At 66.2% G+C, this 13,887-nt stretch carries 9 protein-coding genes; 4 read left to right on the top strand and 5 right to left on the bottom strand.

Annotated features, from left to right (window positions below; translation table 11 throughout):
* Positions 1–115: 115 nt before the first annotated feature.
* Positions 116–913 carry a dienelactone hydrolase family protein gene (locus tag G020_RS0108035; protein ID WP_024329242.1) on the top strand — a complete coding sequence of 266 codons (798 nt, stop codon included), beginning with the start codon at positions 116–118 and terminating at the stop codon, positions 911–913.
* Between the two features lie 38 nt (positions 914–951).
* On the opposite strand, the gene G020_RS0108030 is transcribed toward G020_RS0108035, so the two are convergent.
* From G020_RS0108030 to metH, 3 genes are all read right to left on the bottom strand, one after another.
* Entirely contained in the window at positions 952–2,247 is a 1,296-nt protein-coding gene (locus tag G020_RS0108030) for a response regulator (protein ID WP_024329241.1), read from the bottom strand.
* A 157-nt stretch (positions 2,248–2,404) separates the two neighbouring features.
* The gene (locus G020_RS0108025; protein ID WP_018947053.1) at positions 2,405–3,955 is read right to left on the bottom strand and encodes a bifunctional GNAT family N-acetyltransferase/carbon-nitrogen hydrolase family protein; all 1,551 of its coding nucleotides are present in this window, start codon (positions 3,953–3,955) and stop codon (positions 2,405–2,407) included.
* 174 nt (positions 3,956–4,129) lie between these two features.
* Positions 4,130–7,921: a methionine synthase gene (metH, locus tag G020_RS0108020; RefSeq protein WP_024329240.1), complete on the bottom strand. Its 3,792-nt coding sequence runs from the start codon at positions 7,919–7,921 to the stop codon at positions 4,130–4,132.
* A gap of 134 nt (positions 7,922–8,055) precedes the next feature.
* On the opposite strand from metH, the gene G020_RS0108015 reads away from it, so the two are divergent.
* Entirely contained in the window at positions 8,056–8,814 is a 759-nt protein-coding gene (locus G020_RS0108015; protein WP_018947055.1) for an arginyltransferase, read from the top strand.
* A 9-nt stretch (positions 8,815–8,823) separates the two neighbouring features.
* Here the strand turns inward: G020_RS0108015 and G020_RS0108010 are convergent, their stop codons facing one another.
* Positions 8,824–9,669 carry a methyltransferase domain-containing protein gene (locus G020_RS0108010; RefSeq protein ID WP_018947056.1) on the bottom strand — a complete coding sequence of 282 codons (846 nt, stop codon included), beginning with the start codon at positions 9,667–9,669 and terminating at the stop codon, positions 8,824–8,826.
* Positions 9,666–10,484 carry a class I SAM-dependent methyltransferase gene (locus G020_RS0108005; RefSeq protein WP_018947057.1) on the bottom strand — a complete coding sequence of 273 codons (819 nt, stop codon included), beginning with the start codon at positions 10,482–10,484 and terminating at the stop codon, positions 9,666–9,668. The genes G020_RS0108010 and G020_RS0108005 overlap by 4 nt, the downstream gene beginning before the upstream one ends.
* Positions 10,485–10,973: 489 nt before the next feature.
* Here G020_RS0108005 and purH point away from each other — a divergent pair, with 489 nt between their 5' ends.
* Positions 10,974–12,539, top strand: a complete 1,566-nt coding sequence (gene purH / locus G020_RS0108000; protein ID WP_024329239.1) for a bifunctional phosphoribosylaminoimidazolecarboxamide formyltransferase/IMP cyclohydrolase — start codon at positions 10,974–10,976, stop codon at positions 12,537–12,539.
* A 37-nt stretch (positions 12,540–12,576) separates the two neighbouring features.
* Entirely contained in the window at positions 12,577–13,866 is a 1,290-nt protein-coding gene (gene purD / locus G020_RS0107995; protein ID WP_024329238.1) for a phosphoribosylamine--glycine ligase, read from the top strand.
* Positions 13,867–13,887 lie beyond the last annotated feature (21 nt).

Genomic DNA, 13,887 nt, shown 5'->3' with positions numbered 1-13,887 from the left:
TCAAGCTTAGCCCCTGCGCTGCCCCGACGCATCCCGGAACGGGCGCTCTTGTTCGCATTCCGGAGCGGGACCATACTCGAAAAGCCGATTCGGCGATTCGACAAGGAGACACCCCATGCAACGACTGCGAACCCTGAGTGCCGCCGTGGCGCTGGCCGCACTGTTCCCCGGCCTGGCGCTGGCCGACCTGCACACCGAATCCGTGACCTACGAGCACGACGGCCAGACCTTCGAGGGCTTTATCGCCTGGGATCCGTCGGTCGACGGTCCGCGCCCGGGCGTGCTGGTGGTCCACGAATGGTGGGGACACAACGACTACGCCCGCAGCCGTGCCGAGCAGCTGGCCGCGGAAGGCTACACCGCCTTTTCGCTGGACATGTACGGCGACGGCCGCACCGCGGACCATCCGTCCGAGGCCGGCGAATTCGCCGGGCAGGTGCGCGAAAACCGGGACATGATGCTGGAGCGCTTCGGCGCAGCGCATGACTACCTGCGCGGCCACGATCAGACCGCGGACCAGCCGGTGGCGGCCGTGGGCTACTGCTTTGGCGGCACGGTGGCGCTGGAAGCGGCACGCGCCGGAGCCGATCTGGCCCTGGTGGCAAGCTTCCATGGCGCACTGGCCACCGAGCACCCGGCGTCGGCCGACACCCTGAAGCCCGAAGTCCTGGTCTTCAATGGCGCGGCCGACCCGATGGTGCCGAAGGAACAGGTGGATGCCTTCCGCGAGGAGATGGACGACGCCGACGCGGACTGGACCCTGGTGGATTTCGGTGGCGTGCTGCACAGCTTTACCAACCCCGACGCCGACAGCATCGCCGAGCGCTTCGACATGCCGGTGGGCTATGACGAACGCGCCGACCGGGATTCCTGGCAGCACCTGCTGGGGGCCCTGGAGCGTCGCCTGAAGTAGACCCGACGCAGGCGCTGCACGAACCTCCGGGGGGGGGCTCAGAACCCCCGGAGGTAGATCAGTACGCCCAGGAAGATCACGGCCAGCACCGCGGCCACCAGCACCCCGCGGAACCATGGCCGCGACCACAGGCGATCACTGGGCGGATCGAAGCTGGCTTTCCCGGAGCCGGTCGGGGTCGGGGGCTCCCCCCCCTGGTCAGTGGAAGACTCCTCGGCCACCGGCGCGGCCTTCGGCCCCCCGTTGAGCTCCAGCTCCAGATCACGGATGCGCGCGCGCAGGGACTTGTTCTTGTGCACCGCCTCGGACAGCTCGCGTTCCCGCTGTTCAAGGCTGGCGCGGAGCTGACCCAGCGTACTCCCCTGATCGGAGCACTGCGTCTTCAGCTCGTGCTGTGCAGTCTCGGCTGCCGCTGCGCGCTCGGTCTGCTGATTGCGCTCCCTGCGCAAGCGCTCGGCGGTCTTGTTTGCCGCATCCCGCTCTTCCCGGGCCTTGTCCCGTTCGCGCTCCAGCTCGACCAGCTCGTGCTCCAGCCGGATCACCTCGCCTTCCAGCTCGGTCACGCGCTGCTGGCGGCTCTCGTCGGCCGCCGCCCCGGCGGCCTCGTCCGCCTGCTCCTCATGCGCGTGTTCGAGCTCCTCGCTGGCCTGATTCAGGCGCTCACGCGCCTCCTCCAGTTCCTGCTCGAGCGAACGGCTCTTTTCCTCATATTCGTCGGCGCGCTGATAGGCCGCGGTGGCATCATCGCGGGATTCCGCCAGGGCCTGGCGCAGCCGCTCCAGTTCGTTGTGCAGCTCGCGGTCGCCGGAGGAGCTCTGACGCAGCATGAGTTCCCGGCGCAGCCGCTCGACCTCGTCACGCAGGTGGCGCAGCTCGGCCTCGGTCTCTTCATCGGGTGCGGCGTGTTCGGGCAGAAGCTCGGCCACGACCTCGCGGACCCGTCCGGGGACAAACGGCTTCTTGAGCACGGCGTTCGCACCCATGGAACGCCAGTCTTCCTCGGACTGTTCGTCATTCTCCTGCCCCGTAACGATCCCCACGGGCAGATCCGCCGGCACGCCGTCGGCGCCGTCCCGGATGCGCATCAGGAGGTCCTGCCCGTCGAGCTTCGGCATGGAGAGGTCAGTCAGCACCAGACCGATGTCGTTCTGCTCCTGCAACCGGGCCCAGGCCTCTTCCCCGTCCGCGGCCTCGTACACGGTATGGGTATCCCGGAGGATGCGCTGCAGGGCCACGCGGATGACCTTGGAGTCATCCACGACCAGAACGGCCGTACGTGGCCCGCCTTTGCCGGCGCCGGCCCCGGGCGTTTCGCTCGTCACTGCTTCCGCCATGGTTACCCCCTGAATGCCTCGATGCCTTTCCGTGGCCTCCCGCGCGCACGCACCGATCGACCTGTCCATGCTTCAGATTACGGACGATCGCCGAACAAAGCCACCCCGTCGGGGCGGACACCCCCGGACGCCCTTCACGTTTTGGATCCAGGCCGTACTATACGGGGCTGGATTTCCAGTCGATTGCGTAGAGGTCCCGCCGGCGGTCGCGCAGGTTGCGCACCGAACCGTGGTTGCGCAGTTCCTTGAGATTGTCCAGGTCGAGATCCACGATCAGGGTCATCTCCGTGTTGGGAGTCGCCTCGGCCGCCACCGCGTCATGCGGGAAGGCAAAGTCCGACGGAGTGAACACCGCAGCCTGCGAATACTGCATGTCCATGTTCTCCACCCGCGGCAGGTTGCCCACCGAACCGGACATGACCACGTAGCACTCGTTCTCGATGGCCCGGGCCTGGGCGCAGCGACGCACGCGCAGGTAGGCGTTCTTGGTATCGGTCCAGTAGGGGACGAACAGGATCTGCAGGCCATGATCGGCCATCACGCGGGGAAGTTCGGGAAACTCCACGTCGTAGCAGATGAGGATGCCGATCTTGCCGAAGTCGGTGTCGAAGACATGCACCTCCTCACCGCCCTGCAGACCCCAGTAGCCAATCTCGTCGGGGGTCACGTGAAGCTTGTACTGGCGGTCCCAGGTCCCGTCGCGGCGGCACAGGTAGGAGACGTTGCGCAGCACGTCGTCGTGGTACTCGGGCATGGAACCGGCAACGATATTGATGTTGTAGGACAGCGCCAGGCGCACCATCTCCTCGCGGATGTCCTCGGTGTACTCCGCCAGCCGGCGCACGGCCTCGGCCGGATAGTCCTGGTTGAACGCCCCCATCAGCGGTCCGTTGAAGAACTCCGGGAACAGCACGCAATCGGCCCGATAACCCGACACCGCATCGACGAAGTACTCGACCTGCTGGAACAGGGCATCGAGGTCGGCGGTAGGCCGCATCTGCCACTGGACCACGCCGATGCGCACGTCCGAGCGGCTTCCGCCGATCAGCTTTTCCTTTTCCTCGTAGTAGATGTTGAGCCATTCGATCAGCGTGGCATACGCCCCGGACTTTTCGTCGTCCGGGAGGTAGTCCGTGATGATCTTGCGCACGTGGAAGTCGTTCGCCAGCTGGAAGGTCAGGATCGGATCGGTGACCTCGTGGTTCTTGACCTTCTCCACGTACTGCTGCGGCGTCATCTCTTCACGATGGGCCTCGTATCCGGGGATGCGTCCGCCGGCCACGATTGCGCGCAGGTTCAGCTTTTCGCACAGCTCCTTGCGCGCGTCGTACAGGCGCCGACCCAGCCGCAGGCCGCGGTAATCGGGGTGCACGAAGATGTCCACGCCGTAGAGCGTGTCCCCGTCCGGGTCGTGAGTGGTGAGAAAGCCGTTGCCGGTGATCTGCCAGTAGTTGTGGTGATCGCCGAAGCGCTTGTACTCGACGATCAGGCTGATGGCCGCCGCCACCACCTTCCCGTTGTCCTCGATGCAGATCTGCCCTTCGGGAAAGCGCGTCACCTGGGAGCGGAACTGCGCCTCGCTCCAGGCCCCGTCCAGGTCCTGGTATACCCGCTCCATGATTTCGCGGATGTCGTCGTAGTCCTCCAGTCGGGTCTGGCGCAGGGTGAGGACGTGCTGGGTGGAATCGCTTTCCTGACCTGAGGTCATGCGGGGCTCCGTTGGTATGGGGCGACGGGCGCGGGCGCCCGCCGGGTCATGCCTGCAGGATACAAACATCCGGCGACGCGCGGAAACCGGGGCAGGTCTTCCACGGTATTCCACCCACGAAAAAGGCCCCACACGGGGCGGGGCCTGATTCGGGTCGCAGGGCGGACCCTGCGGTTACGCGCTGCGCGCCTCGCGCTCGGCCGCGGCTTCCGCCTTGGCCTCGTCGCTGTCGTCGTAGCCGATATTCGGCGCGAGCCAGCGCTCGGCCTCCTCGAACGACATGCCCTTGCGCTTCGCATAGTCCTCGACCTGGTCGCGGTTGACCTTGCCGAGGCCGAAGTAACGCGACTCCGGGTGCGCGAAGTACCAGCCGGAGACGGCCGACACCGGCAGCATGGCGTAGCTCTCGGTGAGCGTCATGTCGGCGTTTTCCTCCGCCTGCAGCAGCTCCCAGAGCGTGGCCTTCTCGGTGTGCTCGGGGCAGGCCGGATAGCCCGGCGCCGGACGGATGCCCTGATACTTCTCTTCGATCAGGTCCTCGTTCTCGAGCTGCTCGTCCGCGACGTAGCCCCAGTAGTACTTGCGCACGTACTCGTGCATGCACTCGGCGAAGGCCTCGGCCAGACGGTCCGCCAGGCTCTTGACCAGGATGGCGTGGTAGTCGTCGTTGGCCTTTTCGTATTCCTCGGCCTTCGCATCCACGTCACCGCCGGCACTCACCGCGAACGCGCCAATGTAGTCGGGGCCCCCGGCCTCCTTCGGCATGACGAAGTCCGCCAGCGAGTGGCTGGGCTGACCGCGACGCTTCTCGGTCTGCTGGCGCAGGTGGTGCAGTTTCTTCAGCACCTGGCTGCGGTTCTCGTCGGTGTAGACCTCGATGTCGTCGTGATCGACGCTGTTCGCCGGGAAGAAGCCGACCACGCCGCGGCAGGTGACCCACTTCTCGTCGATCATCCGCTGCAGCATCTCCTGGCCGTCCTTGAACAGCTTGCGTGCCTCCTCGCCGACCTTTTCGTCTTCGAGGATGCGCGGATAGGCCGCATGCAGCTGCCAGGAATGGAAGAACGGCGTCCAGTCGATATACTCCTTGACCGTGTTCAGGTCGAAGTCATCGAAGCGCAGCAGCACCGAGCCATCGCCGTGCGGATGCAGCACGGTCGGCTCGCCCGGCAGGTCCTCGGTCTCCAGCGCCTTCGGCTTCGCCGGGGCGTACTGCGACCAGTCGATCTCCGGCTTGTTGGCCCGTGCCTTCTCCAGCGACAGCCACTGGACCTTCTTCTTGCGCCCGGCGTTCTGTACGCGCAGCTTCTCGTATTCCTCGCGGATCTCGGCGGCGTAGTTCTCGCGCAGCTCGGGGCTGATCAGGCTCTGGGCCACCCCCACCGCACGCGAAGCGTCCTTCACCCAGACCACCGGGCCGGAGTAGTTCGGCTCGATCTTGACCGCGGTGTGGGCGCGCGAGGTGGTCGCGCCGCCGATCATCAGCGGCGTGGTCATGCCCTCGCGCTCGAGATCGGCGGCGAAGTTGGCCATCTCCTCCAGCGAGGGGGTGATCAGGCCGGACAGGCCGATGACGTCGACGTCATGCTCCTTGGCCGCCTTCAGGATCTCGGCACCCGGCTGCATCACGCCGATGTCGATGACCTCGAAGTTGTTGCACTGCAGGACCACGCCGACGATGTTCTTGCCGATGTCGTGGACGTCGCCCTTCACGGTGGCCATCAGGATCTTGCCGTTGTTCTCGGTACCGGTCTTCTCGGCCTCGATGTACGGGATCAGGTGGGCCACGGCCTTCTTCATCACGCGCGCGGACTTGACCACCTGCGGCAGGAACATCTTGCCCTCGCCGAACAGGTCGCCGACCACGTTCATGCCGTCCATCAGCGGGCCTTCGATCACCTGGATCGGGCGGTCGTAGGCCTGACGGGCCTCTTCGGTGTCGTCCACCACGTAGGTGTCGATACCCTTGACCAGGGAGTGCTCGAGGCGCTTGCTGACTTCCCACTCGCGCCACTCGAGGTTCTCTTCCTTCTTGCCGCCGCCCTGGCCCTTGTATTCCTCGGCCAGTTCGAGCAGACGATCGGTCGCGTCATCGCGGCGGTTCAGGACCACGTCCTCGACCGCTTCCTTCAGCTTCGCGTCGATATCGTCGTAGACCGCCAGCTGGCCGGCGTTGACGATGCCCATGTCCATGCCCGCCTTGATGGCGTGGTACAGGAACACCGCGTGGATCGCCTCGCGGACCGGCTCGTTGCCGCGGAACGAGAACGACACGTTGGACACGCCGCCGGAGACCAGTGCGTGCGGCAGGTCGTTCTTGATGCGACGGGTGGCCTCGATGAAGTCCACGCCGTAGTTGTTGTGCTCCTCGATACCGGTCGCGACCGCGAAGATGTTCGGGTCGAAGATGATGTCTTCGGCCGGGAAACCGACCTTCTCGGTCAGCAGCTTGTAGGCCCGGGTGCAGATCTCGACGCGGCGCTGCTCGTTGTCGGCCTGGCCGTCCTCGTCAAAGGCCATGACCACGATCGCGGCCCCGTAGCGGCGGCACAGCTCGGCCTGCTTGATGAAGTTCTCCTCGCCCTCCTTCATGGAGATCGAGTTGACCACCGGCTTGCCCTGCACGCACTTCAGGCCCGCCTCGATGATCTCGAACTTGGAGGAGTCGATCATCACCGGCACACGAGCGATGTCGGGCTCGCCGGCCAGCAGGTTGAGGAAGCGGACCATCGCATCTTGCGACTCCAGCATGCCCTCGTCCATGTTGACGTCGATGATCTGGGCACCGCCCTCGACCTGGTTCAGCGCGACTTCCAGCGCGACGTCGTATTCCTCGTTCTGGATCAGGCGCAGGAACTTGCGCGAGCCGGTCACGTTGGTGCGCTCGCCAACGTTCACGAACAGCGAGTCGTCGGTGATGTTGCACGGCTCCAGACCGGACAGACGGCAGGCCGGAGAAACCTCCGGCACCTTGCGCGGCGGGAATTTCTCGACCGCCTCGCGCATGGCGCGGATGTGCTCCGGCAGGGTGCCACAGCAGCCGCCGATGATGTTCAGCATGCCCTGTTCGGCCCACGGGCCGACATCCGCAGCCATCTGCTCCGGGCTCTCGTCGTAGTCGCCGAATTCGTTCGGCAGACCGGCGTTCGGGTGCGCGGAGACGTGGGTATCGGCGATGCGCGACAGCTCTTCCACGTACTGGCGCATTTCCTTCGCACCCAGGGCGCAGTTCAGGCCGATGGACACGGGGTTCGCGTGGCGTACCGAATTCCAGAAGGCCTCGGTGGTCTGGCCCGACAGGGTGCGCCCGGAGGCATCGGTGATGGTCCCGGAGATCGTGATCGGGAGGTCCTTCCCGAGCTCGTCTTCCAGGGTCTTGACCGCGAAGATCGCGGCCTTGGCGTTCAGGGTGTCGAACACCGTCTCGATCAGCAGCAAGTCGACGCCGCCCTCGATCAGGGCCTCGGCGGCCTCCTTGTACGCAGCGACCAGGGTGTCGAAATCGACGTTGCGCGCACCCGGGTCGTTCACGTCCGGGGAGATCGAGGCCGTACGGTTGGTCGGGCCAAGGATGCCAGCAACGAAACGCGGCTTGTCCGGGGTCTTCTCGGTCCAGGCGTCGGCGGCCTTGCGCGCGAGCTTGGCGGATTCGCGGTTCAGCTCGGGGACCAGGTCCTCCATGTGGTAGTCCGCCATCGCGATGCGGGTACCGTTGAAGGTATTCGCCTCGATGATGTCGGCGCCGGCCTCGAGGTAATCATTGTGGATCTGCTCGATGATGTCCGGGCGGGTCAGGGAGAGCAGGTCGTTGTTGCCCTTCAGGTCGGATTCCCAGTCCTTGAAGCGCTCGCCGCGATAATCGGCTTCCCCCAGCTCGTACAGCTGGATGGTCGTGCCCATACCGCCATCCAGGATCAGGATGCGTTCTTTCAGGGCGTTCTCGATATCTTGTCGCGTTGCCGTCATGTGCGGTACACCATTGGTTTCAAATGTCATTACTTTAGCATGCCGGGCATCGAACTCCGGTCATGTCCCGCCGGTGGCGGGGTCACGGCCCGGGACGCATTGGCGCCCCGGGCCGGAGCTGTCACGATAGCGGAATGCAGGAATCCCCGATCCGCTGGTATCTGACCGCCCCGCAGCCCTGTCCGTACATCACGGACGGGCGCGAGATGCAGTCCCTGCTGGTCGACCCCGAGGCCCGGCTGGATGCCGCCGGCTTCGGGGCCCTGCTGGCCGAGGGCTTTCGCCGCAGCGGCCGTTTTGTCTATCGCCACCACTGCCCGGCCTGCGATGCCTGCGTGCCGGTGCGCATCCCGGTGCCCACCTTCCGGCCGAACCGCAGCCAGCGCCGCTGCCTGCGCGCCAACGCCGACCTCGATATCGAACATCGCGCCCCGCCGGGGGCGGGGGACGGTCGCACCGAGGCCGACCTGGACGAACACATGCCGCTGTTCCTGCGCTATCTGCGCAACCGCCACGCGGGTGGCGGCATGGAGCAGATGAATCGCGAGGAATACGCCGGCATGCTGACGGAACGCAGCGCCCCGGTGGAGCTGCTGGAGTTCCGCCGCGCCGGACAACTGCTCGGCGTCGCCATCACCGATCGTACGCCGCAGGGGCTGTCGGCCATGTATACCTTCTACGAGCCGGATCTTCCGGCCCGTGCGCTGGGCACGTTCGGCATCCTGTGCCAGATCGAGCATGCGCGGAACCTGAGCCTGCCGCATGTCTATCTCGGGTACTGGATCCCGAACGCACCCCGCATGGACTACAAGATACACTTCCGCCCCGCCGAGGGTCGACGGGGCGGAATCTGGCGGGCCCCGGACGACGCACGCCCGCGGGACCCGCGATAACGGGCCTTCTTAGTCCGGCTTGCGGAAGCGGAAGATGCCCCAGGTCAGGTACCCGGAGTTGCCCCCGTCGACCCAGTGCTGCAGGCCCTGCTTCATGCGGTCCATGTAGTCCTGCGAGATGAAGCGCTTGAGCTCGTCCTCGCGGGATTCCAGCTCCTGCTTCACGCGACCGTAGTGCGTCGAGATCTGCCCGGAATGCTCCTCGAAACCGATCTCGCGCAGCCCGGCCTTCTGCGCCGCATCGCGGTACAGGGACGGGGAAGCCAGCGAATCGAGGTGGATCCGCGCAAGGATCGGGTCCAGCACGCCCCCGGGGCAGTCATCGGTCTGCATCGGATCGGTGAAGATCAGCCAGCCACCCGGCTTGAGCAGCCGCGCCGCCTCCTGGATGACCTTGTACTTGTCCTCGTTCGGGCTGTGCAGGAACGAATCCTCGGACCACACCACGTCGTAGGTCGCGTCCGGCTCGTCCACCTTCTCGAAGGAACCGTCGACCACGGTGATCTTGTGGTCCAGCTTGCGCGCCTTGTTGATCTCGCGATCGCGCTCGTTCTCCTTCTCGGAGAGGTTCAGCGCGGTCACGTCACAACCGTAGTTCTCGACCAGGTAGCGGGCCACGCCACCATAGCCCGCGCCCATGTCGATCACGCGCCATTCCGGCTGCGGCTCGCCCAGCAGGTCGGCCATGTGGGCGACGGTACGGCGGCTGGCATCACCGATCGGCTCGTCCTGGTACTCGTACAGGCCGATATGCAGGTCTTCACCGCCCCACACCATCTTGTAGAAGGTGTCGGCGTCCGCACTGTTGTAATAGTCGCGCGCCGTTTCAACGACGTCAGAATACTCCTGGCTCATCGATCCTCGCCCTCGATATAGGTCTTGTCGGCGACGTGAATGAAGAAGTCCGGGTCGGCCTCGCGATAGGTCTCCTGGAAGTCCCCGTAGGTGTCGATCTTCTGGAAACCGACCTCGCGCATCAGGCGGCGGACGTAGGCCTTGCGCAGCGGGAACATGTTCAGGAAGTACTCGGAACCGTCAGGGAAGCGGTACTGGAAACGGGCCAGGCCTTCGTCGACGTGGGCCGGTTCCACCTGCACGTTGTCACCGCAGTAGTAGTACGTGTGCTTGGACGAGTAGCCGTGATCCAGGATGGTGTCGTAGTTGCGCTGGTCGAGGATCAGCACGCCGTCGTGGCGCAGCGCGGCATAGAACTCGGCCAGGGCCTTGCGGCGGTCGTGCTCGTTGAACAGGTGGGTGAACGAGTTGCCGAGGCAGACCACGGCGTCGTAGTGGCCGTGGATGTCGCGGTTGAGCATGCGCCAGTCAGCCTGCACCGTGCGCAGGATGTGGCCGCGCGAACGGCCGTTCTCGAAGGCCTTGACGAGCATCTCGGGGCTGCCGTCGGCGGTGACCACGTCAAAGCCCGCCTCGATCAGCTGGACCGAGTGGAAGCCGGTACCGGCCGCGACGTCCAGCACGCGCTTGGCGCCGCGCTTCTTCAGTTCCTCGATGAAGAACGTGCCTTCGCTCTTGGCGCGGCTGTCCCAGTCGATCAGATCGTCCCACTTGTCGACAAAACCCGTGGTGTATTCCTCAAGGTAATGGTCGGTATCGCGGGTTTCCGTCGGCTTCTCGCCGAAGTCCTGATCGTTCTTCACGTTCGCTGACATGGTGATTCCTCTTGGCTTTGCTGCAATGAAGTGCACCCGCAGCCCTCGTGGCCGCGGACGCACCGGGTTACAACACCTGCATGACCGAAAACGACCTCGCATCCCGGGTCGCTGGCATGAAACTTCTCCTGCGAGGACCGGGTACGGGCGGCCCGTCATCGCGGGCTCCCGAGACGGATGCGTTGTTTCCAGCATCCGGCGCCGGCCTGGCCGGCGGTTCCTGACACCCGGAAGGATTCGGTGGTTGCCCGGGTGCCGAGCCGTGGTCTGGCGGCTTTCGCTCGCCTGGCTCGGGGATCGCAAACGGTGCCATGCGTTGCGTCGGAACGCAGGCGTTGTGTCCGAAAGTGTTTTTATACGCTAAAGGTTTTGCGCCCAAATTACAAACCCGCCACCGGCCGCACCGTCCGGCACCCCACCCGCCCGAACGGCCGCGACAAGGCCGGCACCTTCGCTATAATGGCCGTTTTGACGCGATTTCGAGGTCCCATGACTACTCAGGCTCCCGTGCGCCGCGCGCTGCTGTCCGTTTCCGAAAAAACCGGCGTGGTGGAACTCGCCCGCCACCTCCATGAACGCAGCGTCGAACTGCTCTCCACCGGTGGTACCGCGCGGCTGCTGAGCGAACACGGGATCCCGGTGACCGAGGTCTCGGAACACACCGGCTTCCCCGAGATCATGGACGGACGAGTCAAGACCCTGCATCCGCGGGTGCACGGCGGCCTGCTGGGCCGGCGGGACACGGACGCCGGGGCGATGGAGACCCATGACATCCCTCCGATCGATCTTCTGGTGGTGAATCTGTACCCCTTCGAGAACACCGTGGCCCGGCCCGACACCACCCTGGACGATGCGATCGAGAACATCGACATCGGCGGCCCGGCCATGCTGCGCGCGGCCGCCAAGAACTACCGTGACGTGACCGTGGCGACCGACCCGGGCCAGTACCGCACGATCATTGACGCCCTGGACGAACACGGCGGCATCCCGGCCCCGCTGCGCTTTCGCTTCGCCGTGGCGGCGTTCGATCACGTCGCCCGCTACGATGCGGCGATCAGCAATTATCTGTCGGCACTGGATGACGACGGTCACCAGGAAGACTTCCCGGGCCAGCTCAACGCGACTTTCGAGCGCGTCGAATCCCTGCGCTACGGCGAAAACCCGCATCAGCGGGCGGCGTTCTATCGCGACCCGCAGCCGGCTCCGGGGGCCCTCGCCAGCTACCGCCAGCACCAGGGCAAGTCGCTGTCCTACAACAACCTGGCGGATGCCGATGCCGCCTGGGAGTGCGTGCGCCAGTTCGACGAAGCGGCCTGCGTGATCGTCAAGCATGCCAATCCCTGCGGGGTCGCGGTCGCCCCGTCCCAGCTGATGAGCTACGAGCGCGCGTTCCAGACCGACCCGACCTCGGCCTTCGGCGGCATCATCGCGTTCAACCGCCCGCTGGAGGGTGACGCCGCGCAGGCCATCATCAGTCGCCAGTTCGTCGAGGTGGTGATGGCGCCGGAGATCACCCCCGGCGCCCTGCGCGCGCTGAGCGCGAAGAAGAACGTGCGCGTGCTGGAGATCCCGGACGCCCCCGCCGCCCCGGGGCTGGACTACAAGCGCATCGGGGGCGGACTGCTGGTGCAGGACACCGACCGCGGCTCGCTGGCCGACGCAGACCTGAAGATCGTCACCGCGCGCGCACCCACCGAGCAGGAGAACCGCGACCTGGCCTTCGCCTGGCAGGTGGGCAAGTACGTAAAATCCAACGCCATCGTATATGCCCGCGACCAGCAGACCGTCGGCGTGGGCGCCGGCCAGATGAGCCGGGTGTATTCCGCGCGCATCGCCGGGATCAAGGCCGCCGACGAGGGTCTGCAGGTGGCCGGTTCGGTGATGGCCTCGGACGCCTTCTTCCCGTTCCGCGACGGCATCGATGCCGCCGCCAGCGCCGGCATCACCGCGGTGATCCAGCCGGGCGGCTCGATGCGCGACGAAGAAGTCATCGCCGCGGCCGACGAGCACGGCATCGCGATGGTCTTCACCGGCATGCGCCACTTCCGCCACTGATCGCGGCCGCAGGAGAACGCTCATGAACGAAACGGCCATCAACGTCCTGGTGATCGGCGGCGGCGGGCGCGAACACGCCCTCGCCTGGAAACTGGCGCAGTCCGCGCGGGTCGCGCGGGTGCTGGTCGCGCCGGGCAATGCCGGCACCGCCGGCGAACCCGGCTGCGAGAACGTCGACTGCGCCGCCACCGACATCGACGGCCTGCTAGCCGTGGCCCGGAACGAGGATGTCGCCTTCACCGTGGTCGGGCCCGAGGCACCGCTGGTTGCGGGCGTGGTGGATGCCTTCCGCGCCGCCGGCCAGCCGATCTTCGGTCCCACCGCCGACGCCGCGCGCCTGGAGGGATCGAAATCCTTCGCCAAGGATTTCATGCAGCGCCACGGCATCCCCACGGCGGCGTACGGCAGCTTCGAGGACGAGGACGCCGCGCTGGCGTTCATCGACACCCACGGCGCGCCCATCGTGGTGAAGGCCGACGGCCTGGCCGCCGGCAAGGGCGTGATCCTCGCGCAGACCACGGACGAGGCGCGCGCCGCGGTACGCGACATGCTGGCCGGCAATGCCTTCGGCGAGGCCGGGCACCGGGTGGTCGTCGAGGAATTCCTGCAGGGCGAGGAGGCCAGCTTCATCTGCATGGTGGACGGCGAGCACGTGCTGCCGCTGGCCTCCTCGCAGGACCACAAGGCGCGCGATGACGGCGACCGTGGCCCCAACACCGGGGGCATGGGTGCCTATTCGCCGGCCCCGGTGGTCACCGACACCCTGCACGACCGCATCCTGCACGAGGTCATCGAACCCGTGGTGCGCGGCATGGCCGCCGACGGCGAGGCCTATACCGGGTTCCTGTATGCCGGGATCATGGTCGATGCCGACGGCAACCCGAAGGTGCTGGAATTCAACTGCCGTTTTGGCGACCCGGAGACCCAGCCGATCCTGATGCGCCTGGAAAGCGACCTGGCGGGTCTGGTCGAGGCCGCGCTGGACGGCCGCCTCGACCGGGTGGAAGCCCGCTGGGACCCGCGCGTGGCGCTGGGCGTGGTCGCCGCCGCCGAGGGCTACCCGGACGCATACCGCAAGGGCGATGTGATCGAGGGCCTGGAGGCGGTGGAGCCGCTTCCCGACGCCCGCGTGTTCCATGCCGGCACCACCATCGACGACCATGGGCAGGTCATCACCGCCGGAGGCCGCGTGCTGTGCGTGGTTGGTCTGGGGACCGATTATGCCGACGCGCAGAAAAAGACCTACACCGCCCTCGGGGAAATCCGCTTCGAGGGTATATACTTCCGTACCGATATTGGACACCGCGCCATCGACCGCCCCGCCTGAACGGCGCCGGGGTCGATGGCG

The sequence above is a fragment of the Thioalkalivibrio sp. ALR17-21 genome, assembly GCF_000420185.1.
GTDB classification, from domain to species: Bacteria; Pseudomonadota; Gammaproteobacteria; order Ectothiorhodospirales; family Ectothiorhodospiraceae; genus Thioalkalivibrio; species Thioalkalivibrio halophilus.
Note: the sequence above shows the minus strand (reverse complement) of the source record. Positions and strands in the feature narration are given on the sequence as shown.